The sequence below is a fragment of the Ancylobacter sp. VNQ12 genome, from assembly GCF_049445835.1.
Lineage (GTDB): Bacteria > Pseudomonadota > Alphaproteobacteria > Rhizobiales > Xanthobacteraceae > Ancylobacter.
The window spans coordinates 153,768-177,291 of the sequence record NZ_JBMSDU010000008.1; the positions used below are offsets into that span (position 1 = coordinate 153,768).

20 protein-coding genes and 1 other RNA gene are annotated in these 23,524 nt (G+C 68.2%); 5 read left to right on the forward strand and 16 right to left on the reverse strand.

All coding sequences use genetic code 11. The features are described from left to right. Positions 1-57: 57 nt before the first annotated feature. From ACO2RV_RS13395 to murD, 3 genes are all read right to left on the reverse strand, one after another. Positions 58-1,572, reverse strand: coding sequence for an amino acid permease (locus ACO2RV_RS13395; protein ID WP_423293719.1), 1,515 nt, complete (start codon positions 1,570-1,572; stop codon positions 58-60). Between the two features lie 188 nt (positions 1,573-1,760). Beyond that, entirely contained in the window at positions 1,761-3,017 is a 1,257-nt protein-coding gene (locus tag ACO2RV_RS13400) for a diguanylate cyclase (RefSeq protein WP_423293720.1), read from the reverse strand. A gap of 99 nt (positions 3,018-3,116) precedes the next feature. Continuing rightward, positions 3,117-4,502, reverse strand: coding sequence for a UDP-N-acetylmuramoyl-L-alanine--D-glutamate ligase (gene murD / locus ACO2RV_RS13405; protein WP_423293722.1), 1,386 nt, complete (start codon positions 4,500-4,502; stop codon positions 3,117-3,119). Positions 4,503-4,610: 108 nt separating this feature from the next. Here murD and ACO2RV_RS13410 point away from each other — a divergent pair, with 108 nt between their 5' ends. Then, entirely contained in the window at positions 4,611-5,513 is a 903-nt protein-coding gene (locus ACO2RV_RS13410) for an MBL fold metallo-hydrolase (protein ID WP_423293724.1), read from the forward strand. A 56-nt stretch (positions 5,514-5,569) separates the two neighbouring features. Here ACO2RV_RS13410 and mraY read toward each other — a convergent pair whose 3' ends face one another. The 7 genes from mraY to ACO2RV_RS13445 all read right to left on the reverse strand — a co-directional run bounded on the left by mraY (position 5,570) and on the right by ACO2RV_RS13445 (position 13,829). Continuing rightward, positions 5,570-6,655 (reverse strand): phospho-N-acetylmuramoyl-pentapeptide-transferase, encoded by a 1,086-nt coding sequence (gene mraY / locus ACO2RV_RS13415; RefSeq protein WP_423293726.1) that lies wholly within the window; start codon positions 6,653-6,655, stop codon positions 5,570-5,572. A 123-nt stretch (positions 6,656-6,778) separates the two neighbouring features. After that, on the reverse strand, positions 6,779-8,236 hold the full coding sequence (locus tag ACO2RV_RS13420) for a UDP-N-acetylmuramoylalanyl-D-glutamyl-2,6-diaminopimelate--D-alanyl-D-alanine ligase (RefSeq protein ID WP_423293728.1): 1,458 nt from the start codon (positions 8,234-8,236) through the stop codon (positions 6,779-6,781). Between the two features lie 5 nt (positions 8,237-8,241). Continuing rightward, positions 8,242-9,744: a UDP-N-acetylmuramoyl-L-alanyl-D-glutamate--2,6-diaminopimelate ligase gene (locus ACO2RV_RS13425; RefSeq protein WP_423293730.1), complete on the reverse strand. Its 1,503-nt coding sequence runs from the start codon at positions 9,742-9,744 to the stop codon at positions 8,242-8,244. 136 nt (positions 9,745-9,880) lie between these two features. Further along, positions 9,881-11,692 (reverse strand): peptidoglycan D,D-transpeptidase FtsI family protein, encoded by a 1,812-nt coding sequence (locus ACO2RV_RS13430; protein WP_423293732.1) that lies wholly within the window; start codon positions 11,690-11,692, stop codon positions 9,881-9,883. A gap of 17 nt (positions 11,693-11,709) precedes the next feature. Beyond that, a complete protein-coding gene (ftsL, locus tag ACO2RV_RS13435) occupies positions 11,710-12,306 on the reverse strand; it encodes a cell division protein FtsL (protein WP_423293734.1) in 597 nt (198 codons plus the stop codon). A gap of 9 nt (positions 12,307-12,315) precedes the next feature. Beyond that, on the reverse strand, positions 12,316-13,353 hold the full coding sequence (gene rsmH, locus ACO2RV_RS13440; protein WP_423293736.1) for a 16S rRNA (cytosine(1402)-N(4))-methyltransferase RsmH: 1,038 nt from the start codon (positions 13,351-13,353) through the stop codon (positions 12,316-12,318). Then, positions 13,350-13,829: a division/cell wall cluster transcriptional repressor MraZ gene (locus ACO2RV_RS13445; protein WP_423293738.1), complete on the reverse strand. Its 480-nt coding sequence runs from the start codon at positions 13,827-13,829 to the stop codon at positions 13,350-13,352. The genes rsmH and ACO2RV_RS13445 overlap by 4 nt, the downstream gene beginning before the upstream one ends. A 292-nt stretch (positions 13,830-14,121) precedes the next feature. On the opposite strand from ACO2RV_RS13445, the gene ACO2RV_RS13450 reads away from it, so the two are divergent. From ACO2RV_RS13450 to dapB, 4 genes are all read left to right on the forward strand, one after another. Further along, the gene (locus ACO2RV_RS13450; RefSeq protein WP_423293740.1) at positions 14,122-14,928 is read left to right on the forward strand and encodes an N-acetylmuramoyl-L-alanine amidase; all 807 of its coding nucleotides are present in this window, start codon (positions 14,122-14,124) and stop codon (positions 14,926-14,928) included. 237 nt (positions 14,929-15,165) lie between these two features. Then, positions 15,166-15,681: a lytic transglycosylase domain-containing protein gene (locus ACO2RV_RS13455; protein ID WP_423293742.1), complete on the forward strand. Its 516-nt coding sequence runs from the start codon at positions 15,166-15,168 to the stop codon at positions 15,679-15,681. 127 nt (positions 15,682-15,808) lie between these two features. Further along, an RNA gene (gene rnpB / locus ACO2RV_RS13460) (RNase P RNA component class A) lies at positions 15,809-16,188 on the forward strand. A gap of 100 nt (positions 16,189-16,288) precedes the next feature. After that, positions 16,289-17,095, forward strand: a complete 807-nt coding sequence (dapB, locus tag ACO2RV_RS13465) for a 4-hydroxy-tetrahydrodipicolinate reductase (RefSeq protein WP_423293744.1) — start codon at positions 16,289-16,291, stop codon at positions 17,093-17,095. A 6-nt stretch (positions 17,096-17,101) separates the two neighbouring features. On the opposite strand, the gene ACO2RV_RS13470 is transcribed toward dapB, so the two are convergent. From ACO2RV_RS13470 to ACO2RV_RS13495, 6 genes are all read right to left on the reverse strand, one after another. Next, positions 17,102-18,376, reverse strand: coding sequence for an extensin family protein (locus ACO2RV_RS13470; RefSeq protein ID WP_423293746.1), 1,275 nt, complete (start codon positions 18,374-18,376; stop codon positions 17,102-17,104). Positions 18,377-18,603: 227 nt separating this feature from the next. Continuing rightward, positions 18,604-20,007 carry an NAD(P)(+) transhydrogenase (Re/Si-specific) subunit beta gene (locus ACO2RV_RS13475; RefSeq protein WP_423293748.1) on the reverse strand — a complete coding sequence of 468 codons (1,404 nt, stop codon included), beginning with the start codon at positions 20,005-20,007 and terminating at the stop codon, positions 18,604-18,606. A gap of 10 nt (positions 20,008-20,017) precedes the next feature. Then, a complete protein-coding gene (locus tag ACO2RV_RS13480) occupies positions 20,018-20,485 on the reverse strand; it encodes a proton-translocating transhydrogenase family protein (RefSeq protein WP_423288597.1) in 468 nt (155 codons plus the stop codon). A gap of 104 nt (positions 20,486-20,589) precedes the next feature. Further along, complete coding sequence (locus tag ACO2RV_RS13485) at positions 20,590-21,753, reverse strand: Re/Si-specific NAD(P)(+) transhydrogenase subunit alpha (RefSeq protein WP_423293750.1); 1,164 nt, start codon at positions 21,751-21,753, stop codon at positions 20,590-20,592. 8 nt (positions 21,754-21,761) lie between these two features. Beyond that, positions 21,762-22,055, reverse strand: coding sequence for an aa3-type cytochrome c oxidase subunit IV (locus ACO2RV_RS13490; RefSeq protein WP_423293752.1), 294 nt, complete (start codon positions 22,053-22,055; stop codon positions 21,762-21,764). Between the two features lie 83 nt (positions 22,056-22,138). Beyond that, complete coding sequence (locus tag ACO2RV_RS13495; RefSeq protein ID WP_423293754.1) at positions 22,139-23,515, reverse strand: ABC1 kinase family protein; 1,377 nt, start codon at positions 23,513-23,515, stop codon at positions 22,139-22,141. Positions 23,516-23,524 lie beyond the last annotated feature (9 nt).

Here is a 23,524-nt window from a genome sequence, read left to right on the forward strand (position 1 = left end):
GGATCGGCCTTGCGGCCGTCCGGGATGACGTCGTGTGTGGATACCGGACGAGACGGCTTAGTGCGACTTGTACTCCGACGTGCCCTTGGAGAGCGCGAACTCCTCCTCGGGAGAGAGCACCAGCTTGTGGCGGCCCTTGAGCGCGAAATACACCACGCCGAGCGCGAACCAGATGGCGACGCCGATCACGCCCGCCCGGTAGACGGGGTCGGAGAGCTGGTAGAACAGCGTCACCACGGCGATGATAACGGTGAGGCCGGCGCCGACGATGCCGAACGGGCTGCGATAGGGCCGCTCGATATGCGGGGCGTTCCGACGCAGCAGGATGAAGGAAAGCGCCTGCATCACATAGGACAGCATGGCGCCGAACACCGCCATGTTCAGCAGCGTGCCGCCGATGACCAGCGCACCCTGCTCCGCCCCCACGCCGAACCAGATCGCCAGCATCAGCAGCAGCGCCACCACCGCGCCGACCAGCATGGCGAGGTGCGGGGTCTTGCGGGTGCCGTGGGTGATCGACATCCAGCGCGGGAAATAGCCCGCGCGTGACAGCGAATAGATCTGCCGGCCCTGCGCGTAGATGATGGTGTGGAACGAGGCGATCAGACCGATCACCGCCACCAGCGCCAGCACCTTGGCGAGACCGTCGCCATAGATGGCGCGGAAGCCGTCGAGCAGCGGCTCGCCCGACTTGCCGAGCGCGAAGGCGCCGTTGGCCACGGAGGAGTTCAGCCACAGGATCATGAAGGCGGAAACGATCAGCGTCGAAATGCCGAGGATGATGCCGCGCGGCAGGTCGCGCTTGGGGTCGACCGATTCTTCCGCCGCCAGCGGCAATTGCTCGATGGCGAGGAACAGCCACACCGCGAAGGGCAGCGAGGCCAGCACGCCATGGATGCCAAAGGGCAGGAACGGCCCGCCGCCTTCCGGCAGCTCGGCACCGTCCGCGCCGATATTCAGCGCCCAGCGGGTGAAGTCGATATTGGGCAGCGCGCTGACCCAGAAGGCCACCAGGCAGGCGAGCGCCGCGAGCGTGACGATCAGCGTCACCTTGAAGGACAATTCGACGCCGACGACGTTCAGCCCGACGAACACGATATAGCCGAACACCCAGTAGACCGGTTGGAACTCCGTCGGCGTGCCGAAAATCGAGCCGAGATAGGAGCCGATGAAGAACACCACCACGGCCGGCGTGATGACGTATTCGACGTTCTCGCACAGGCCGGTGATGAAGCCGCCCCACGGCCCCATGGCGGTGCGGGCGAAGGAATAGGCGGCGCCGGTGTGCGGCAGGGCGGAGGACATCTCGGCGATCGACAGCGTCAGGCCGAGATACATGATGGCGATGATGATGGCGGCGATAAACAGCCCGCCCCAGCCGCCGGTCGACAGGCCGAGATTCCAGCCGGAGAAATGGCCGGAGATGACGGCGCCGACGCCCAGCGCCCATAGCGAGGCGACTCCGGCGTAACGCTTGAGGCCGCGCGCCTCGAAATAGGCGATGTCGACGCTCGTGTAGGTGACGCCGCCGCCGCTCGCGGGCGGCGAGCCTTCATTCGCTTGAACGCTCATGACGCAAGTCCCCTGAAAAAGGGATCGGTGCCGCCGGCAACCGACCGCCGGTCGAACCCGCCACCTTGGTTAGCCGAACTCCGCGGACATCTGCCTCACGGTTGAGCATGCATGCTCTCAGTGCATCACGAAACCGTCAATGGGAATGTTGCGGCGCAGCAGCGTCATGCACCGCCGGCGGGAGGCGTTCAGACGGCACCCGGACGGGCCTCGTCCAGGCTTACCCGGTTCCGTCCCGCCCCCTTCGCCGCGTAGACGGCGCGGTCGGCGCGCGCCAGCAGCGAATCGATGTCGAAGGGCGCAGAGGCGACGGCGACGCCGATGCTGGCGGTCAGTGCCAGCCGGTGACTATCGAACAGCACCGGCGCGCTCGCCGTCAGCCGGCGCAATTCCTCCGCGCGGCGCAGCGCGGCGCCATGATCATGTCCCGGCAGCAGCGCCACGAACTCCTCGCCGCCGAGGCGCGCCAGAATGCCATCGCCGAGCGCGCCGGAACAGCGCAGGGCAAAGTCGCGCAGCACCGCATCTCCCACGGCGTGGCCGTAGCGATCGTTGATCACCTTGAAATAGTCGAGGTCGATCATCAGCACCGCGACCGGCTCCCCGGTTCCGGCCGCCTCTTCGAGCACCCGCGCCGCATCCGCGAAGAAGCGCCGCCGGTTGAGCAGGCCGGTGAGATCGTCGGTTTCGGCGAAACGGCGCAACTCCGCCTGAGCCTCCCGCTCCTCGGACACGTCCCAATAGATCACCACCTGATGGTCGGCGATCGAGCGGAAGCGGAAATGGACGAACTTCTGCGACCCGTCCTTGCAGGTCACCTTCCAGTCCGTCATCGAAACGGCCACGCCTTCGGAACGCGAGAGGATGAAGGCCTGGTCCCAGGCCGCCATGGCCAGCGCCCGATAATCCGGGTCGGGATAGGTGCGCTCCCACCACAGGTCGAGATCGGTGAGTTCATCCCGCTCCCAGCCGAACAGCCGCGCGCCGTGGCTGTTGGCGAACACGCCGCGCCCGCTCTCGTCATAGATCTCGATGCCGACCGGCAGCCATTCGAGAAAGGATTGCAGGTCCTCGAACACGTTCGAGATGGCGCTGCCGGCCTCGCGCTCGGTCACGCGATCGTGCACCGTGACCAGCCAGTGTCCGTCCGGTGCATCGACCACCGAGGCCTCCAGCGCGATGCGATGCGGCCGGCCGCCGATGCGCGCCTCGACTGTCGCGCCCTCGCCCCTGCCTTCCGGGGCGGCCAGAGACGCGGCGAAGACCTGCGCGGCCTCGGGGCCGATCATGAGGTCGAGCGGCGCGGGCAGGCCCGGCGGCGCGATGCTGGAGAAAAGCCGCCGCGCCGCGCCGTTGATCGCCACCACGGTGGTGCGGTCCGGCGCCAGCAACAGCAGGGGCGCTCCGACCCATTCCATCCATGCCGGAGACCACGTGTCAGGCATCAAGAGTTCCGATGGCGGCGCAGGCGCGAAAAGCCGACATCAACCTGCCGCGCCGCACAACTCATAATAGGACGCGCGCCGGGCAGGATGTCGAGAGCCTCATTCCGACAGCTGCCTGACGAGGTCGCGAAAGGCATCGCCCCGCACCTCGAAGTTGCGGAACTGGTCGAAGCTGGCGCAGGCTGGCGAGAGCAGGACCACGGGATGGGCCAGCCCGGACGCCGCCGCGTCGCGCGCTGCACTGGCGACCGCCACGTCGAGCGTGCCGCTCCTCTCGAAGGCAACCGCATCGCCCAGAGTGGCGGCAAACTCCTCGGCGGCCTCACCGATCAGATAGGCCTTCTTCACCCGTGGGAAACAGGGCGCAAGCGGCGCGATGCCGCCCGCCTTGGGCTTGCCGCCGGCGATCCAGAAGATCTCGTCGAACGAGACCAGCGCGCGCTCGGCCGCGTCGGCATTGGTCGCCTTGGAATCGTTGACGAACAGCACGTTGCCGATCGTACGCACCTGCTCCATGCGGTGTGCGAGGCCGGGGAAGCTCTTGATCCCGGTGGCGATCACTTCCGGCGCCAGCCCGAGGGCCCGCGCGGCGGCAAAGGCGGCGGCGGCGTTCTGCGCATTGTGCGCGCCGCGCAGCGAGCCGATGCCGGCGAGCGGAAGGCTGAATTCGGTGGAGGCGTCATTGGTGACGACGAGATGGTCCCCATCCAGCCAGATACCATCGCGAAGTCGCTCCCGCACGGAGATGCGCACGACATTCTTGCCCGCCGCCTCGGCACGGTCGGCGATCGCCCGGCTCCATTCGTCGTCGACGCCGATTACCGCCGTGCCGCCGGCCTCGACCCCGGCGATGAGCCACTCCTTCACCGCAGCGTAGTGCTCCATGGAGCCGTGGCGGTCGAGGTGATCGGGCGAGAGGTTGAGCAGGATGCCGACCGCCGGGTCGAGGCTGGGGGCGAGGTCGATCTGGTAGGACGAGCATTCGATCACATAGACCCGCCCCGGCTTCGGCGGTTCCAGCCCGAGGATGGCCGGGCCGAAATTGCCGCCGATCTGCGCATCGCGCCCGCCGACCTTCATGAGATGGGCGAGCAGCGCCGTCGTGGTCGACTTGCCATTGGTGCCGGTGATCGCCGCGAAGGGCGGGCGGCGCGTCGCCAGCCGGCGCTCGCGGCAGAACAGCTCGATGTCGCCGATCACCTCGACTCCGGCTTCCTGCGCCAGTTTTACGCTCCAATGTGGTACGGGATGGGTCAGCGGCACGCCCGGCGCCAGCACCAGCGCATCCGCCGCGCTCCAGTCGAGCGCACGTAGATCGCCGGTGGGAATGCCCTCCGCCGCCGCCTTTTCCACCGAGGCGGGCGAATCGTCCCACGCCGTGACGCGCGCACCGCCGGCGATCAGCGCGCGCGCGGTGGCAAGGCCGGAACCGCCGAGGCCGAACAGGGCCACGGCGCGGTCGTTGAAGGAACTGACGGGTATCATGAGAGGCGACCTGAGATGTGGCGGGGGCCGAACCGGGCACACCTTGGCTAGCGCATTTCCGGCACGGATGAAATGATCGCGCACCCTGCTTCGTCGCGCGAGAGCCTCATGACCGCACCCGCCTTGCTGCCGCTCGGCTCTACCCTGAACGTGCTGCGCCCGCACCCGAACGTCTTCGCCTTCTATGACGGGCGCATTCCCGGCGCGCGGGCGCATTCCGCCGCGCCGAACTGGCTCGACGACGGCGCCTATGCGCTGGGCGTGTGCGTCTATGCCGTGGTCGCCGGCCATGAGGCCATCGTCTACGACACCAATATCTCGCTCACCCATGCGCGGATGATGCGCGCCGCGCTGGCGGAGGCCGGCGTCACCTCGATCCGCGTCGTGCTGAGCCACTGGCATGACGACCACGTCGCCGGCAACGAGGTGTTCGCCGATTGCGAGATCATCGCGCTGGACCTGACGCAGAAGGCGCTAGCCGCCCATCGCGAGGAGATGGAAACCGCCAGCCCGCCGATCAAGCCGCTGGTCATGCCGAACCGCATCATCACCGGCCCGACGGAACTCTGGGTCGGCCCGATCAAGGTCGAGCTGGAGCCGGCGGAGATCCACAGCCATGACGGGCTGATCCTGCTGCTGCCGCAGCTCGGCATCATGCTGGCCGGCGACACGCTGGAGGAGCCGATCACCTATGTCGCCGAACCCGAGCGGCTCGGCGTGCATGTGGAGGAGCTGAAGCGCATCAGGGCGTGGGGCTATCCGCGCATCCTGCCCAATCACGGCGCGCGCGATGTCATCGCCGCGGGTGGCTACGGCCCTGAGCTGATCGACGCGACGATCCGCTATGTGAAGAAGCTGCTGCGCACCCGCACCGACATGTCGCTGGCCGACCAGGACCTGTCCACCTTCATCGCCGAGGACATCGCCTCCGGCACCCTCAGCTATTTCGCGCCCTATGAGGAAGTGCACGCCAACAATGTGAAGCAGGTGCTGGCGCTGCCTCCCTCATAAACGTCATCCCGCACGGCCGCAGGCCGATCCGGGATGACCAATAAAGGAAGCCGCCCTCACCGCAGCTTCAGCGTGGAAAGCCCGATCAGCGCCAGCACCACCGCGATGATCCAGAAGCGGATGACGATCTGCGGCTCGGTCCAGCCCAGCTGTTCGAAATGATGGTGGATCGGCGCCATCTTGAACACGCGCTTGCCGGTGAGCTTGAACGAGATCACCTGCACGATGACCGACACCGCCTCCAGCACGAACAGGCCGCCAATGATGGCGAGCACGATCTCGTGCTTGGTCGCCACCGCGATGGTGCCCAGCAGGCCGCCCAGCGCCAGCGAGCCGGTATCGCCCATGAAGATCTGCGCCGGTGGCGCGTTGAACCACAGAAAACCGATGCCCGCGCCGATGATGGCGCCGCAGATCACCGCCAGCTCGCCGACACCGGCGACATAGTGGATCTGCAGATAGTCCGCGAACAGCACGTTGCCCGAGAGATAGGCGATCAGCCCGAAGCTGCCGGCCGCCACCATCACCGGCACGATGGCGAGGCCGTCGAGCCCGTCCGTCAGGTTAACCGCATTGCCGGCAGCGACGATGACGAAGGCGCCGAAGATCACGAAAAACCAGGAGAGGTCGATCAGCAGGTCCTTGAAGAAGGGAAAGGCGAGCGAGGAGGAAAGCGGCTCGCGCCCGACATGCATGATGACCACGGCGGCGGTGCCGGCGATCAGCGCCTCGATGGCGAGCCGCGACTTGCCGGAGAGGCCGTTATGGGTCTGCTTCGTCACCTTGAGGTAGTCGTCATAGAAGCCGATCAGCCCGAAGCCGATGGTCACGAACAGCACCACCCAGACATAGGGGTTGGACAGGTTGCCCCAGAGCAGCGTGGCGACCATCAGGCCGGAGAAGATCATCAGCCCGCCCATGGTGGGCGTGCCCTTCTTGGTCAGCAGATGCGACTGCGGCCCGTCGGTGCGGATCGGCTGCCCCTTGCCCTGCTTCAGCCGCAGCAGGGCGATGATGGCCGGACCGAACATGAAGACGAAGAGCAAGGCGGTGATGATCGCCCCGCCCGTGCGGAAGGTGATGTAGCGGAACACATTCACCGCCGGGACGCTTCCCTGTAGCTCGGCAAGCCACTGCAACATCGGATCAACCTTCCGCAAAAGACGACGGCACGGCACCTGCGCGCAGGGTCGTCGCCGCGCGCAGGTCATCGGGCCGCTGGGGCCGCGACATCAGGAAAAAACGCCGGCGGGAAATAACACCGCTCATTCGAAGGCGTCCACGCCGAGCGTTTCGACTTCGGCGCGAAAGCGCTCGGCGAGCGCGCGGACCAGGGGCCCCATGCGGCTGCCATTCGAGCCCTTGACCATGATGACGTCGCCACCGCGCAGCCGCTCAGCCACGACCGGCAACAGCGCCGGCGCATCCGGTGCCCAGCCGCCGCGGCGGCTCTCGGGCAGCGCCTCGAACAGCGCGCGCATCAGCGGCCCGGCGCAGAAGACGAGATCGGCCGCGCCGGCCGCATCGGCGAGGTCGGCATGCATCTGCTCGCCAAAGGGTCCCAGCTCCAGCATGTCGCCGAGCACGGCGATCCGGCGCCCGCGCCCCGTCACCGGATTGGCGCAGAGCACGGCAAGCGCGGCGCGCATCGAGGCGGGATTGGCGTTGTAGCTCTCGTCGATCAGCAATGCCGGGCCGCCCTTCACCGCAAGCGGCGTGCGCACGCCGCGTCCGGGCGGGGGGCCGAGCGAGGAGAGCGCCAGCGCCGCGAGGCAGAGATCCGCGCCGGCGAGCTTTGCGGCGGCAAGCACCGCCAGCATGTTCTGCACGATGTGGCGGCCCGGCAGCCCGACCTTGAAGCTCACCGTCTCGCCCATGATGTCGGCCATCGCCGTCGAGCCGGATGGCTGCAAGGCAAGACTGACGAGGCGCGCCTGCGCGCCCGGCGTCTCGCCGAAGCCGATGACGATGCCGATGCCGGCCGCGCGCGCCGCCGCCGCCAGCCGCTCGAAATGCGGATTGTCGCGGTTGATCACCGTCGCCCCACCCGGTTCGACGCCGGTGAAGATCTCCGCCTTGGCGTCGGCGATCGCCTCGACATTGGGGAACTGGCCGATGTGCACCGGCTCGACCGTGGTGACGATCGCCACATGCGGCCGCACCATCCTGACCAGCGGCGCGATCTCGCCGGCATGGTTCATGCCGAGCTCGAACACACCATAGGTGCTGGCGCGCGGCATGCGCGCGAGCGACAGCGGCACACCCCAGTGATTGTTGTAGGAGGCTGCCGAGGCGTGGGTCGGTCCGTCGGCGCCGAGCGCCAGCAGCAGCGCCTCCTTGGTGGTCGTCTTGCCGACGGAACCGGTAACACCGATGATACGCGCATCACTGCGCCCCCGCGCCGCCCGGCCGAGCGCCTCCAGCGCGCCGAGCACGTCGTCCACCGCGACGAGCGCCGCGCCGGCGGGCATCTCAGGCACCCGGCCGCGCTCGACCACGCACACCGCCGCCTGCCGCTCAAGCGCGGAGGCCACATAGGCATGCCCGTCGCTGTTTTCGCCGCGAATGGCGAAGAAGGCGTCGCCCGGCTGCAGCGTGCGGGTGTCGATGGAAATGCCGCCGATTGCCCCCGCGTGAGCGCCCGCCAATGTCCCGCCCGTCGCCGCGGCCAGCGCCTGCGCCGTCCACAGCGGTTCCGTCTCGCCAGCCTGTTCGGGGGCCATGGGACTCATCCTTCCAGATTCGCCGCCGCCAGATTCGCCAGTGCGGCGTCGCGGTCGGAGAAAGGCAACGTCCGGTCGCCGACGATTTGGCCGGTTTCGTGACCCTTACCGGCAATGAGCACGACATCCCCCGCCTTCGCCATCGCGATGGCGGCCATGATCGCTTCAGCGCGATCGCCGATCTCGACGGCGCCGGGCGCGCTCGCCAAGATGGCAGCGCGGATCGCCGCGGGATCCTCGCTGCGCGGATTGTCGTCGGTCACGATGGCCACATCCGCCTTTTCAGCGGCGATTGCGCCCATGATGGGGCGCTTGCCACGATCCCGATCGCCCCCGCAGCCGAACACCACGATCAGCCGCCCTGTCGCATAGGGCCGCAGGGCGTCGAGAGCATTGGCCAGCGCGTCGGGCTTGTGCGCGTAGTCGACGAACACGCCGGCGCCGTCCTTGGTGCCGACCAGTTCCAGCCGGCCCGGCACGACCTCCAGCGTCTCGATCGCGCCCAGCGCCTCGCGCGCCGAGGCGCCGGTCAGCATGGCAAGCCCGGCCGCGACCAGCGCATTCGCGACCTGGAAAGCCCCGACCAGCGGCAGCCGAAGCGAGAAACGCGTCCCGTCGGCCTCGACCACGAGCCGCTGGCCGAGCCCGTCATCGTGGCGCTCCAGCAGCGAGATGCCCGCCCCCGCCACGCCGATACCGAGCAGGTTCAGCTCGTGCTCGGCGGCGACCTGCGCCACATGGCCGCCTTCCACGGTATCGACCCAGACCGCCGCGCCGCCGCCACGCGGAACAAGATCGCGGAACAGCCGCATCTTGGCGTCGAGATAGGCTTCCATGCTCGGATGGTAGTCGAGATGATCCCGCGACAGGTTGGTGAAGGCACCCGCCTGCAGCCGCACGCCGTCGAGCCGGAACTGGTCGAGCCCGTGCGAGGAAGCCTCCAGGCACAGATGCGTCACGCCCTGCTTAGCGAGCAGGTTCAGCGTGCGCTGGAGCTCGATCGGATCGGGCGTGGTCAGCGAACCGTAGACCGCGCCGGCAGGAGCCACCACGCCGAGCGTGCCGAGGCTCGCGCTGGCATGGCCGAGCCGCGCCCAGATCTGCCGGGTGAAGACGGCGACCGAGGTCTTGCCGGAGGTGCCGGTCACGGCGGCTATGGTGGCCGGCTGGCGCGGGAAGGCCCGTGCCGCCGCCAGCGAGACCGCCCGGCGGGCATTGCCCACGCGCACATAGGAGACGCCCGGCTCGATCCCGCCCGGCAGTTCCGCCTCGGCCACCACGGCGACGGCGCCGCGAGCGATGGCGTCGCGGGCGAAGCTCAGCCCGTCGGTCCGGGTGCCGGCAAGAGCGAAGAACACGTCGCCGGCGCGGGTCTTGCGGCTGTCGAGCGAGGGCTCGCCGACGATGAGCATGGGGTCGGCAGCGGTGTAGTCGGCGTCGTCCCCCACCAGCTCCCGCAGGGTGAGGGTGCGCGAACATTTGGCCGTGGGTCGGATCGGATCAGACATTCCCGTCGTCCTGTACGTCCTTCCGGATGGGCCCGCATCGGGTCCGCCCGGCCTTCCTGGGCCTGCTGTGTGGGCATAGCCGATTCCAATGCCCTTACGCATCGGAAATCGGCGCGCGCTGCGGCGCGGCCGCCCCTTATGGCGCCTGCGCCAGCGTGTAGTTGGTCAGGAGGCTCTCCACGGGCGGCAACTCCTTGCGCGGCATGATGCCGAGCAACGGCGCGATGCGGGAAATGATCTTTCCCGTGGTCGGGCCGGAATTCCAGCCGGCGGTCGCGAAACCATAGGTCCCCGGCGCCGCCTGCGGCTCGTCAAGCATGACGAGGACGAGGTAATGCGGGTCATCCATCGGGAACACGCCGGTAAAGGTGGTCAGCAGCTTGGTCTTGGAATAGCGCCCGCCGATCACCTTTTCCGCTGTGCCAGTCTTGCCGCCGGCATAATAGCCCGCCGCCTGCTCGTTCATCTTCGATGCCGAGCCCTTCTCGGCATTAAGCCGCAGCAGATAGCGCATCTTGGCGCTGGTCTCCGGCTTTATGAGCTGCGTCGCCAGCGCCCGTGCCTCTTCCGGCGTGCGCTTGAGGAAGGTGGGCGGAATGAGCAGGCCACCATTCATCAGCGCATCGACCGCCATCACCGCCTGAAGCGGGGCTACCGCGAGGCCGTGGCCGAAGGCGATGGTGGCGGTGTTCAGCTCGCCCCAGCGCTTGGGCACCAGCGGCATGGCGCTCTCGGGCAGTTCCGTGCGCAGCCGGGTGAGCTGGCCTGCCTTGCCGAGGAACGCCTTGTGGTAGTCGACGCCGAGCGACAGCGCCATCTTCGCCGTGCCGATGTTGGAAGAGACGAGAAACACTTCCGGCAGCGTCAGCACGCGATTTTCGGCGTGGTAATCGTGAATGCGGAACTTGCCGAACTGCAGGGCGCCACGCGCGTCAAGCGTCGAATTGATGTTGAAGCGGCCGCTGTCCAGCGCCATGGCGAAGGTCAGCGCCTTGAACGTCGAGCCCATCTCGAACACGCCGGTGGTCAGGCGGTTGAGGGTCTTCGGGTCGAGCGACTTCGCCTGGTCGTTCGCATCGAAATCCGGCAGCGAGGCCATGGCGATGATCTCGCCGGTGCGCACATCCACCACCGTGCCGGCGGCGGCGATGGCCTTGAACTTCTCCTTGGCGGCGGCCAGCTCGTCGCGCAGCACGTGCTGCACGCGCAGATCCATGGCGAGTTCGACCGGCTCCTGCTGGCGATCGGTGGCAAAGCCCGCGAGGTGCAGTTCGGAAAGCCCGCGCGTGTCGATCCATTTCTCGATGCCGGCAATGCCCTGATTGTCGATATTGGTCGAACCGAGCACATGCGCGCCAAGCGTGCCGCCGGGATAGACGCGCCGGTTCTCGGTCATGAAGCCGATGCCCGGCAGGCCGAGATTGTAGATCTCGCGCTGCTGCTGTGGGCTGATCTCGCGCTTCAGCCAGACGAAGCCGCGACTCGTAGAAAGCCGCTGGCGCATTTCCTCGCCATTAAGATCGGGCAGCACGGCGGTGACCGCCTCAACGGCCTCGTCGACATCGATGATGCGCTTGGGCTCACCGAAGAGGGACGACGAGCGCACGTCGCTCGCCAGCACCAGCCCGTTGCGATCCAGAATGTCCGGCCGGGCTGAGGCGACCGCGTCGGAGCCCATGCCGCGCCGCGCCAGCGCGCCATCGGGAGCGGAGGCGAACATGGCAAGGCGGCCGCAAATGGCGACATACACACAGCCGAAAACGAGCATGCACAGAAGGATGCGCGCCCGCGCCACCGCATGCGGCTCCGGGCGCCCGCGGCCGGCCGCCAGCTTTACCACGCCGATCAACCCGCGCAGCAGCCGCAGCGGCAGGCGCAGCAGCCAGCGCGGGAAACCGAGGATTCCCGACTTCAGGCGGCTCGCGAGGGAAGAGAAGAACGCTGCCATCGGACAACCTCCTGAAACTACTGGCCGACGGTACCGGGCGGAAGAAGCGGACTGGACGTGATCGGATTGATACCGCCGATCGAACCTTGCGGGCCGGCGAAATGTGGCCGCGTCGGCGCCATGTTGCCGGCGGCCGGCATGGCGGACAGCGGCAGCTTCTCACTGGCGCTGGAAGCCGGCGCGAGCGGCCCGTCGCCCGGCAGGCGGGCGGCGGCAACGGGCTTCGCCGCCGGCTTGGGCGCGGCGGCGGCCGGGGCCGGCTTGGTCTGCGGCGATGTCGGGTTGGGCCCGTCGACCAGCGCCTCGATCATGCCGGCCAGCGGGTCGCCATTGGCCTCGGGCTTGGCGGGCAGGCTGGCCAGCTTGTCCATGCGGGTGATGTCGAGCGGCTGCATGTCGAGATGGCGCTCGGCGAGCCCCTGGATGCGGTCCGGCGCGGTGCGGCGCGCCCATTCGGCGCTGAGCACGGCGATGCGGTCGCGCTCGTAGCGGATCTCGTCGCGCACCTTGGCGATCTTCTGCGCCTCGAACGCCGCCGAATATTTGACGTGATAGACCGCGCCGGCCGCAGCGAGCAGCGCGATGACCGAGACGGCATTGAGTACGCGGAACATGTCTCGTCCTCAGCGGCGGCGGCTGGTGTCCAGGGAAGGGATGGGGGGCAGGAGCGAGGAGAGGTCGCCGCGCGCATGCGCCGGGGCCTCGGTGCGCTCGGCCGAACGCAGCTTGGCGGAGCGCGCACGGGGATTGCGCGCAAGCTCGTCCTCGCCCGGATCGACCGCGCCGCGCGCCACCAGGCGGAAGCTGGTCGGCGCGGCCTCCAGCGTCGGTAGGTGGCGCGAACCGCCCGACACCTTGGCGCGATTGGCGATGAAGTTCTTCACGATGCGGTCTTCCAGCGAATGGAAGGTGACGACGACGAGCCGCCCGCCCGGCTTGAGCACGCGCTCGGCGGCCTCCAGCGCGCGGGCGAGTTCGCCCAGTTCGTCATTCACCGCGATGCGCAGCGCCTGAAAGGTGCGCGTCGCCGGATGCGGCTCGTGCGGCTTGGCCCACACCACCTTGGCGATGATGTCGGCGAGTTGCAGCGTCCGCTCGATCGGCGCCGCGGCCCGCGCCTCGACGATGGCCTTCGCCACAGCCCGCGAGCGGCGCTCCTCGCCGAAGCGATAGATCAGGTTGGCGAGATCGGTCTCCGACAGCTTGGCCACCAGATCGGCGGCCGAGGGGCCCTCATTCGACATGCGCATGTCGAGCGGCCCGTCGCGGCGAAAGGAGAAGCCGCGCTCGCCCTCGTCGATCTGCATGGAGGATACGCCGATATCCAGCACGACCCCGTCAACGCGGCCGACGCCCTGCGCCTCGACCACGGTGTCGAGTTCGCTGAAGCGCGCATGCACCAGCGCCAGCCGGCCACCACTCTCCGCGACCAATGGCTGACCGTTCTCGATGGCGGTCGGATCGCGGTCGATGGCGATCACGCGCGTATCGGCGGCATTGAGGATGGCACGCGTGTAGCCGCCGGCGCCGAAGGTGCCGTCGACATAGATGCCGCCGTCATGCAGGGCCAGATGTTCGATGACCTCGCCGAGCAGGACAGGCAGATGACGGGCCGGTCCGCCGGCAGCGTCCGTCTCCGGACCACCGCGACCCGCCATCATGCCCCATCGGCGCGGTTGTCCCGCGTCGCCCCCTGGGAGCCGATCTGCCGCTTCAGGGCACGCACCTTCGCAGTGGCCTCCGCGAGATGCACCCGGAAGCGGCTGGGCTCCCAGATCCGAAATCCATCGCCGAGGCCAACCAGCACGGCCTCGTCCCTGATCTGCGCGTGCGTCTTCAGTCCCTCGCTCAGCACAACCCGGCCCTCCGGATCGAGACGCAATGTCTCGATCGATCCATAGAGCGCCGCGGCCAGCTCCTCGCGGGCCTCCGAATAGGGCGGATAGCGCTCGATCAGACTGTCGATCCCCGCCATCAGCCGCGCACCCCCGGCCTGCAAGGCCGGAAGGTCGAGCGCGGGATGGCAGTAGACATGCTCCAGCCCGTCGCGCGCGATCAGCGCCCGGAACGGCGCGGGAATGGACATGCGGCCCTTGGAGTCGAGCCGCATCGCATAGGTCGATACGAAACGCTCCATCGGCCTGATACGCCCCCGCCGTCCCACGCAACATCACACGCATCCCGGCAGGCACGCACAGCGCGTCGACGGGAGCCCTGAGGGCGCCGCCGGCCTTGCTGACTTGGAACTGCAACGGGATGATTTGGGATATCATGGGTAATGATGGGTGTCAATGGAACAGCCGCGCGAAGCCGCACATCGAGGTGGGTCTCGACGCGCTGATTCCGCCACAACCGGCGATCTGCGATTAACGCCTCATGAACCTTAAGAATCTGTTGAATCCGGCGCGGACGGCGCTTAGCTGCGTTCCATGATCGATGCCTCGCCCCAGATTCCGCTCTTCCCCGCCGACTCGCCGCTTGCCGCCGAGGTGCTGCCCTCGCCCAACCATGGGGAGCGCGTAAACGTTGCGGCGCCGGACATCCTGCTGCTGCACTACACCGGCATGGAATCGACCGCACAGGCAGTCGACTGGCTACGCTCCCCGGAGCGGCAGGTCTCGGCTCACTATGTCGTGTTCGAGGATGGGCGGATCGCCCAGCTGGTGCCGGAGGCGCGGCGCGCCTGGCATGCCGGCGCTTCTTTCTGGGCCGGCGCCACGGACATCAATTCGCGCTCCATCGGCGTCGAGATCGCCAATCCCGGCCATGAATTCGGCTACCCGCCCTTCCCGGCGATCCAGGTCGAAGCGGTGACGGCGCTGGCCAAAGACATTCTCTCGCGCCACCCCATCCCGCCCGACCGGGTGCTCGCCCATTCCGACGTCGCGCCGACGCGCAAGAACGATCCGGGCGAGAAATTCCCCTGGGAGGTGCTGCACCGCTTCGGCGTCGGTCATCTGGTGGAGGAAACGCCGCCGAGCGACGGGCGCTATTTCATGCGCGGCGAACACGGCCAGCCGATCGAGGCGCTGCAGGCCATGCTGGCGCTCTATGGCTACGACGTTCCGGTCTCGGGCACCTATTGCGCGCAGACCGAGGTGGTGGTGCGCGCGTTCCAGCGCCATTTCCGCCGCGCCCGCGTCGATGGCATCGCCGATGTCTCGACACTACAGACGCTCTACAAGCTGTCGGCCACCCGCCCCGCCGCGCCGGGCGAGGACGCGGCCCTCGGCTGACCTGAGAGCCTTCCCTTGCAAACAGGGTGCGCAAGGATGCTGCGCGACAGCGCCTGCACGCGCAAGCTTCACAAATGAACGTTGCGGTTGCGCCACACTGTGGCGGATCGGCCGCGCGACAATCGCGCGCGGAATACGTAGTTTCACATCAGCGCAGAATTAGAGCCTCATTCGGAACAGATTTGGCGTGCTTTTCGCGGCCCGCCGAAATCAACCCGAAAAGGCTACCATCCGGTAATGGCTCGTACCCGTGCAATCTGTGCTTCATTCGCCTTCACATTCACTGTCCTGGCCGGCGTAAACATCGCCAGCGCCAACCAGAACGTCGATCGTAGTACCCGCATCGACGCCCGATCATCCACCAACCAGTCGGCTTCTTCCAATACGCTCATCGCCCTCGTCGACCGCGAAGCGCGCGCCAACGGTGTGCCGGTGGCCCTGGCCCGCGCCGTGGTCCGCATCGAGAGCAACTGGCACCCTCGCATGACCGGGCGCGCCGGCGAGGTCGGGCTCATGCAGATCAAGCACCAGACCGCGCGTGGCGTCGGCTATGGCGGCTCGCGCGCCGCGCTCTACGAGCCCGCCACCAACATCAAATTCGGCATGCGCTACCTCGCCGGGGCCTATCGGCTCGCGGGGGGCGACACCTGCGGCACCGTCATGCGCTACCAGGGCGGCCACGGCGCTACCCGCATGTCCTCGGCCGCACGCACCTACTGCAGCAAGGCGCGCACCATCATGGCGTCCAACTGAACGAGCTTCGCGTGCGGGTGCCGGAGCCTTTCAGGTCCCGCGTAGGCGCCGGTCCCCGCATGCGATCCCCCGGCCTTTCGACAGCGCGCACTTGACGGCGCGCGCGGCCTCCCCCATTGCTCCCTCGCCAGCCGGCCGGACGGCCGCGTCATCGCAAGGTGCCGAGGAAAGTCCGGGCTCCACAGAGACACGGTGCCGGATAACGTCCGGCGGGGGCGACCCCAGGGAAAGTGCCACAGAAATCAAACCGCCTCGGGTCCGCCCGCGGCAAGGGTGAAACGGTGCGGTAAGAGCGCACCGCGCTTCCGGTAACGGCGGCGGCAGGGCAAACCCCACCGGGAGCAAAGTCGTATAGGGGTGGCGCGAAGCGCAAGCTTCAGGTCCCGTCTTTGGACAGTCGCCCGGGTTGACTGCTCGAGGCGCCGGGTAACCGGCGTCCCAGAGGAATGGCCGTCGCGCGGGAGCAATCCCGCCTTACAGAACCCGGCTTACAGGCCGGCTGGCACCCATTTCCGCCTTCGGCGACCGGTCCACGCTGCCCGAGCGGCAGATGGCGTGCGGCGGGCAGCTTTGCTAAGCCTGCGGCAAACGCTGAAAGGAACCACCCATGATCCGCATCATCCTCGCCGGCGCCACCGGCTGGGTCGGCCGCGCCCTCGTTCCCGCCGTCGAAAAGCAACCCGACCTCGAACTGGTCGCCGGCATTTCGCGCAATCATGCCGGCACCGATCTCGGCGCCGCATTGGGCGGCAAGCCCTCCGGCGTGCCGGTGTTCGCCCGCGTGGAAGAGGCGCTCAGCGTGCCCGCCGACGTGCTGATCGACTACACCAAACCGGGCATCGTGAAGGCCAACTCGCTCGCCGCGCTGAAGGCGGGGCTGAGGGTCGTCATCGGCACCTCCGGCCTCGGCGCCGCCGACTATGCCGAACTCGATGCGGTGGCGAGGGAATCGAATGTCGGCCTGCTCGCGGCCGGCAATTTCTCCATCACCGCGACGCTGCTGAAGCGCTTCACCCTCGAAGCCGCCAAATACGTCGCCGATGTAGAGATCATCGACTACGCCTCGGCCGGCAAGCCGGATGCGCCTTCGGGCACTGGGCGCGAACTCGCCGAGGCGCTCGCCGAGATTCGCCAGCCCGCCACCAGCCGCCCCTTCTCGGAAGTGGTCGGCGTGCCGGAGACGCGCGGCGGCGCTTTTGGCGAGGGCGCGCGCGAAGTGCGCGTGCATGCGCTGCGCCTGCCCTCCTTCGTGCTCGCGGTGGAAAGCGTGTTCGGCGCGCCGGACGAGCGGCTCACCATCCGCCACGATGCCGGCTCCTCGGCGGCGCCCTATGTCGCCGGCACGCTGCTGGCGGCGCGCAAGGTGAGCGGCTGGACGGGCGTGCGGCGCGGGCTCGACACGCTGCTCGACTGAGCGGGTTCAGTCCTGCCCGGCGTCGGCCTCCGGCGCCGGGATGGGGCTGGCGAACTGCCGCTCGGCGGTGAAGGAGCGCACGTCGCCGATCGCCGGCTCGCCGGTGGAGCCCGTGACGATCTTGTCCAGCCCTAGCCACTTCGCGAGCGGGATGCCGGCTGGCGGCAGCGGCACGCCGGGCGGACGCGGTCGCGTTGCCGGCGCGCTCTGTGCCGGATAGGCCGGGGCCGGCGGCGGATAGGACGGCGTGGGATAGGGCGCCGCCGCGGGCTGCGCCGGATAACCCTGCGTCGGGTAGCCTTGGGCCGGATACCCCTGCGCGGGGTAGCCGCCTGGGGGATAGCCTTGCGGTGGCGAGGCCGGCGCCGGCGGATAGGCCACATTGGGCGCCTGATAGCCGGGATCGACGCCATGGGTGGAAGGCGACGCCGCCGGATAGGGCGTGAGCTGCATCGGCGCGCCGACCGCGGCATTGGACGCCGGCGGCGGGTAGAGCGGCCGGGGCGCCAGTTGCGCGGCCGTCGGCTGCGCCGCCATGCTGCCGGGCGCCGGAGCCCGAGCGGGCGCGGCGGACACCGGCGCGCCATAGCCGCCGCCGGTCTCATAGCCCTCTTCATTGGTGCCCGGCTCGGCCTCGGGCGCGGCGGGATCATAGCCCGCCCCCGCCACCGGCGCGGGATAGCGCGGCATCAGCGGCGGCGCCTTGAAGACCGGCAGGTTCGGCGGCATGGGCGGGCGCACATTCGGGTTGCACGAGGTCTTGCCCGAGGCGCGGCGCATCAGGTCCACATGGATGTGGTCGTAATGATAGATGTTGTAGCCCGGCCCGAGCACGGTGGTGAAGCGCTGGCAGCCGGTCGCCTGTACGGTACGCAGGAAGCCCTGCTCGTCCGGCTGGCCCTTCCAGCCCTTCTTGACCGTGATCTCCCGCCCGTCGGCGAGCACGAAGCCGCCAATGTCGAAGGCGTTGCCGAAGGCGTGCTCGGAGACCTTGCCCGCCGGCCCGCCATTCATGTTGCGGCAGGAATAGGAGGACATCTGCTTCACCTTCGCCACCGGCTGGCCGAACCAGGCCATGGCGGCTGGCTGGATGTCCTCGAGCATCCAGCGGTCGACGGAAGCGGTGATCGGGCAGGCCAGCGTCGCCTTGGGCGAGACCTCGACGGTCCCCTCGTTGAAGGCGAGCACGCGGAAGGGGCGGTCCATGCCGCAGGTTCCCGCGCCGTCGATCTCGCGCAGCGGGATGGTGTAGGCGGAGGGCTTCACTAGGCCCCCCGCCACGCACCGTTCCTCGGCATCCGTGCGCCATCGTTCGCGCTGATCCAGCCCGAACTTGCAACCGGAGAGCCCCAGAAGGACGAGCGGGGCTACGAGAAACCAGGATACGCCGCGCGTCATGGCGGCAAGCTAGGCGAAGTTGGTTGACAGCCGGTTAAGCAAAGCCGTTGCCGAAAACAAAACGGCCGAAGGAAAACCTCCGGCCGCGTTAACTCAAAATTTCGAACTATTCAATGCCCGAGGTTTTTGACGATGTCCTCGACCATTTTCTTTGCGTCGGCGAAGAGCATCATGGTGTTGTCGCGGAAGAACAGCTCGTTCTCGACGCCGGCATAGCCGGCGGCCATGCCGCGCTTGATGAACAGCACGGTCTTGGCCTTCTCCACGTCGAGGATCGGCATGCCGTAGATCGCCGAGGTCGGGTCGGTCTTCGCCGCCGGGTTGGTCACGTCATTGGCGCCGATGACGAAGGCCACGTCGGCTTGAGCGAACTCCGAGTTGATGTCCTCCAGCTCGAACACCTCGTCATAGGGCACGTTCGCCTCGGCAAGCAGCACGTTCATGTGCCCGGGCATGCGGCCCGCCACCGGATGGATGGCGTATTTCACCTCGACGCCTTCTTCCTTCAGCTTGTCCGCCATCTCGCGCAGCGCGTGCTGGGCCTGCGCCACCGCCATGCCGTAGCCCGGCACGATGATCACCTTGGCCGCGTTCTTCATGATGAACGCCGCGTCTTCCGCCGAGCCCTGCTTCACCGGCCGGCTCTCCACCGCGCCGGCCGGGCCCGCCGCGGCATCGCCGCCGAAGCCGCCCAGGATCACCGACACGAAGGACCGGTTCATCCCCTTGCACATGATGTAGCTCAGGATCGCGCCCGAGGATCCCACCAGCGCGCCGGTGATGATCAGCGCCGTGTTGCCCAGCGTGAAGCCGATGCCCGCCGCCGCCCAGCCGGAGTAGGAGTTCAGCATCGACACCACGACCGGCATGTCCGCCCCGCCGATCGGGATGATCAAGAGCCCGCCGAACACCAGCGAGGCGATCACGATCAGCCAGAACACCGTGTGGCTCTCGGTCAGCGTCAGGATGACGACCAGCACCACGATCAGCGCCGCCAGCGCCAGGTTGATCGCATGGCGCGCCGGCAGCAGGATCGGCTTGCCGCTCATATTGCCGTTCAGCTTGGCAAACGCGATCACCGAGCCGGTAAAGGTGATCGCGCCGATGGCGACGCCGAGACTCATCTCCACCAGCGCCTGCGCATGGATATGGCCGGGATCGCCGATGCCGAACGCGGCAGGAGCGTAAAGAGCGGCAGCCGCCACCATGACAGCGGCAAGGCCCACCAGCGAGTGGAACGCCGCCACCAATTGGGGCATCTGCGTCATCGCGATCTTGCGGGCGATCACCGCCCCGGCGCCGCCGCCAATGGCGAGGCCGCCGATCACCAGCGCCCAGCCGCCCAGCCCCGCCGGCGGCGAGGAGGCCAGCGTGGTCAGCACCGCGATGGTCATGCCGACCATGCCGAACAGATTGCCCTGGCGCGAGGTGGCGGGGCTGGACAGCCCGCGCAGCGCCATGATGAACAGCACCCCGGAGACGAGGTACAGCAGAGCGACGATATTGGCGTTCATCCCGTCGCCCTCACTTCTTCTTCGAGTACATGGCGAGCATCCGGCTGGTCACCAGGAACCCGCCGAAGATGTTCACGCTAGCCAGGATCAGCCCGAGGAAGCCGAAGCCGCGCGCCCAGCCCGTGCCCTCCGCCACCGTGTCGACGCCCACCGCCAGCAGCGCGCCGACCACGATCACCGAGGAGATCGCGTTGGTCACGCTCATCAGCGGCGTGTGCAGCGCCGGCGTCACCGACCACACCACGTAATAGCCCACGAACACCGCCAGCACGAAGATGGCGAGGCGGAACACGAACGGGTCGATCGCCCCGCCCGAGAGCGCGTGCGCCGCGTTACCTGCGATCTCCGCATAATGCTGTGCCGCCGCGTCCGCATAGGCTTGCGCCGCCTGCGCCGCCTGCGCCGCCACTTCCGCGGCGATGCGCGCGCCTTCCGCCGCGTTCTGGGCGACCGCGTCGCCCGCTGCCGGATTGGCCATGTCCCTCAATCCCCTAGAAGTCTGTTATCCGAGCCCTGCCGCGCCCTCCCCGGCGCAACCGGCCCGCCCTGTCGATCACGGCAAGACGCTCAACCCGGCCGCGCTCACGCCGCCGAGGCGGCGTCGCCAGCCCCTTGCGGCTTGAACCCCGGATGCACCACCGCACCGTCCTTCGTCAGCAGCGTCGCCTTCACCAGTTCGTCGTCCCACTTCACGCCAAGCGACTTCGTGCCCTTGTCGACCAGCGTCTCCACGAAGGCGTAAAGGTTCTTCGCGTAGAGCTGCGACGCCGTCGCCGCCAGACGCCCCGGCACGTTGAGATAGCCGACGATCTTAGCTCCGTTCGCCGTGGTGACGACCTCGCCCGCGACCGCGCCCGCGACATTGCCGCCGCGCTCCACCGCCAGGTCCACCAGGATCGAGCCCGGCTTCATCGACGCCACCATCTCGCTGGACACCAGCTTCGGCGCCGGACGCCCGGGGATCAGCGCCGTGGTGATGACGATGTCCTGCTTGGCGATGTGGCTCGCCGTCAGCGCCGCCTGCTTGGCCTGGTACTCCGCCGACATCGCCTTGGCGTAGCCGCCCGCGGTCTCCGCCTGCTTGAACTCCTCGTCCTCGACCGCGATGAACTTGGCGCCCAGAGACTCCACCTGTTCCTTCGCCGCCGGGCGCACATCGGTCGCCGACACCACCGCGCCCAGACGCCGCGCCGTGGCGATCGCCTGAAGGCCCGCCACGCCTGCGCCCATCACGAACACCCGCGCCGCCGGCACCGTGCCCGCCGCCGTCATCATCATCGGGAAGGCCCGGCCGAACTCGGCGCTCGCGTCGATCACCGCGCGGTAGCCGGCAAGGTTCGCCTGGCTGGACAGCACGTCCATCACCTGCGCGCGGGTGATCCGCGGCATCAGCTCCATCGCAAACGCCGACACGCCGGCCTTCGCCAGCGCTTCCAGCTCCGCCTCGTGCCCATAGGGATCCGCGATCGAGATCACCAGCGCGCCCGGCTTCACCCCGGCCAGCGCGCCCGCCTCCGGACGGCGCACCCCGAGCACGATGTCCGCCCCCGCCACCGCCGCCGCATTATCCGCGACCACCGACGCGCCCGCGCCCTCATAATCCCCGTCGCCGATCCCCGACGCCAAACCCGCACCCGACGAAACAACAACGTCAGCCCCAAGCGAAACATACCGCTTGACCGTATCAACCGACGCAGAAACCCGTGGCTCCGAAGCAGAGCTCTCTTTGACAACCGCTATGCGCATGGTTCAGCTCAGGACGTGATGATCAGGGCGAGGGTGAGAAGGCCGAGCAGCCCGAACAGCAGCTTGGGCTTACCGTCCTTCGAGGCGAGGCCGATCGCGGTCACCGCAACCGAGGCCAGCGTGCCGAGCGTGAAGATGCCCCAATGGCCGTTGGCGCCGCCAATGGCGAACGACACCATGAAGCTGGCGAGGGCCAGCGTGCTGACCAGCGTCATCTTGACGAAGAAGTGGTAGGTGCCCTGATGCTCGGCGTAGTCGTTGCCGTCCGCCGTGGCGTATTCGGGCGCTCCGTGATCAGCCATGTGACCCCCTCCCAAAGAATGATGTTCCCTGTCTCCGCTTTAGCGGAAGACTCACCGTGCGGCAATGTCGCCGGGTGCCGCGCTCATGCGAGGCCGACGGCCCTGAGCGCGGCGCCTTGACGCGCCGCCACCGCATCGGTCGAGAAATCGGCGATCGCCGCCTCGAACAGAGCGTGGAAGTTCAGCTCGGCCCGAAGATGCAGGAACACGCCGCCGAGCCCGATGGCGGCCCGGTCCATGAAGACGAATTCGCGCGGCACGCGCACCGGCCCCTTCTCCTTCAGCGCCTTGTGCACGCGGAACGCCTCGCGCCGTCCATACTCGCCCGGCGCCACGCCGTCGGCGATGCTGCGCACGCGGTCGTCGAGCAGCGGGCCGTAGATGAAGCGCGCCCAGATATTCAGCACCTCGATCAGGTCGCGCTTGAGGCCGCGAAAGCCCCAGGTCTCATAGGCATGCACGATACGCGCCTCGTCACCTTGTTGCAGGCCGCGATAGAGATCGACCACCCCGCCGACGAAGCTGGGCGGGAAGATGCGGATGCAGCCATAGTCCAGGAGGTTGATGCCGGCCGGCGCGCCTCTCTGCTCGAACACGGTGTAGTTGCCGAGATGCGGGTCGCCATGGATCACGCCGTGGCGCGAGAAGGGCAGCCACCAGGCGGCGAACATGGCATGGGCGATGGCGTTGCGCTGGTCCAGCGGATGATCGACGAAGTCGAGCAGGCGCCGTCCGTCGAGCCAGTCCAGCGTCAGCAGGCGACCGGTCGACAGATCGGCATGGACGCGCGGCACCCGCACGCCCGCCTCGTCGGCCAGCATCTGCGCATAGAGCCCGGCATGGGCGGCCTCGCGGCGATAGTCCAGTTCCTCGCGCACGCGCTCGCCGATCTCCTTGGCGATCTCGGTGGTGTCGATGGCGGGATCCATGCGCCGATGCAGCGCGAAGACCAGTTCGAGCTGCTTGAGGTCTGCCTCCACCGCCGACTGCATGTCGGCATATTGCAATTTGCAGGCGAGCTCGGTGCCGTCGAGGGCTCGCGCCCGGTGCACCTGGCCGAGCGAAGCGGCGGCGGCCGGCTCCTTGTCGAAGCTGGCGAAGCGCGAGGCCCAGTCGGGGCCCAGTTCAGCGATCATGCGCCGCTTGACGAAGGCCCAGCCCATGGGCGGGGCCTGGCTCTGCAAGGTCGCCAGTTCGGCGGCATATTCGGGCGGCAGCGCATCGGGAATGGTCGCCATCAGCTGGGCGACCTTCATGATCGGGCCCTTCAGCCCACCCAGCGCCGCGGCAAGAGCCGCCGCATTACCGCCGCGCTGGCCTTCGAACCCCAGCAGCCGGGTGCCGGCGATGCGCGCGGCGACGCCGCCGACCTTGACGCCAACGCGGGCATAGCGGGTGGCGCGGGCGCTCAGACGGTTGGCTTCGCGGTCGGGAAGGTCGGGCTTGTCGAAATCGGACACATCTGCCTC

What these genes read in the sequence shown, in the direction of transcription:
- ACO2RV_RS13480 (WP_423288597.1), bottom strand. Translation starts at nt 20,485, where the DNA reads ATGGCCAATCCGGCAGCGGGCGACGCGGTCGCCCAGAACGCGGCGGAA.
- ACO2RV_RS13425 (WP_423293730.1), bottom strand. Translation starts at nt 9,744, where the DNA reads ATGTCTGATCCGATCCGACCCACGGCCAAATGTTCGCGCACCCTCACC.
- dapB (WP_423293744.1), top strand. Translation starts at nt 16,289, where the DNA reads ATGATCCGCATCATCCTCGCCGGCGCCACCGGCTGGGTCGGCCGCGCC.
- ACO2RV_RS13490 (WP_423293752.1), bottom strand. Translation starts at nt 22,055, where the DNA reads ATGGCTGATCACGGAGCGCCCGAATACGCCACGGCGGACGGCAACGAC.
- ACO2RV_RS13455 (WP_423293742.1), top strand. Translation starts at nt 15,166, where the DNA reads ATGGCTCGTACCCGTGCAATCTGTGCTTCATTCGCCTTCACATTCACT.
- ACO2RV_RS13485 (WP_423293750.1), bottom strand. Translation starts at nt 21,753, where the DNA reads ATGCGCATAGCGGTTGTCAAAGAGAGCTCTGCTTCGGAGCCACGGGTT.
- rsmH (WP_423293736.1), bottom strand. Translation starts at nt 13,353, where the DNA reads ATGATGGCGGGTCGCGGTGGTCCGGAGACGGACGCTGCCGGCGGACCG.
- mraY (WP_423293726.1), bottom strand. Translation starts at nt 6,655, where the DNA reads ATGTTGCAGTGGCTTGCCGAGCTACAGGGAAGCGTCCCGGCGGTGAAT.
- ACO2RV_RS13450 (WP_423293740.1), top strand. Translation starts at nt 14,122, where the DNA reads ATGATCGATGCCTCGCCCCAGATTCCGCTCTTCCCCGCCGACTCGCCG.
- murD (WP_423293722.1), bottom strand. Translation starts at nt 4,502, where the DNA reads ATGATACCCGTCAGTTCCTTCAACGACCGCGCCGTGGCCCTGTTCGGC.
- ACO2RV_RS13400 (WP_423293720.1), bottom strand. Translation starts at nt 3,017, where the DNA reads ATGCCTGACACGTGGTCTCCGGCATGGATGGAATGGGTCGGAGCGCCC.
- ACO2RV_RS13395 (WP_423293719.1), bottom strand. Translation starts at nt 1,572, where the DNA reads ATGAGCGTTCAAGCGAATGAAGGCTCGCCGCCCGCGAGCGGCGGCGGC.
- ACO2RV_RS13430 (WP_423293732.1), bottom strand. Translation starts at nt 11,692, where the DNA reads ATGGCAGCGTTCTTCTCTTCCCTCGCGAGCCGCCTGAAGTCGGGAATC.
- ACO2RV_RS13420 (WP_423293728.1), bottom strand. Translation starts at nt 8,236, where the DNA reads ATGGCCCCCGAACAGGCTGGCGAGACGGAACCGCTGTGGACGGCGCAG.
- ftsL (WP_423293734.1), bottom strand. Translation starts at nt 12,306, where the DNA reads ATGTTCCGCGTACTCAATGCCGTCTCGGTCATCGCGCTGCTCGCTGCG.
- ACO2RV_RS13475 (WP_423293748.1), bottom strand. Translation starts at nt 20,007, where the DNA reads ATGAACGCCAATATCGTCGCTCTGCTGTACCTCGTCTCCGGGGTGCTG.
- ACO2RV_RS13445 (WP_423293738.1), bottom strand. Translation starts at nt 13,829, where the DNA reads ATGGAGCGTTTCGTATCGACCTATGCGATGCGGCTCGACTCCAAGGGC.
- ACO2RV_RS13410 (WP_423293724.1), top strand. Translation starts at nt 4,611, where the DNA reads ATGACCGCACCCGCCTTGCTGCCGCTCGGCTCTACCCTGAACGTGCTG.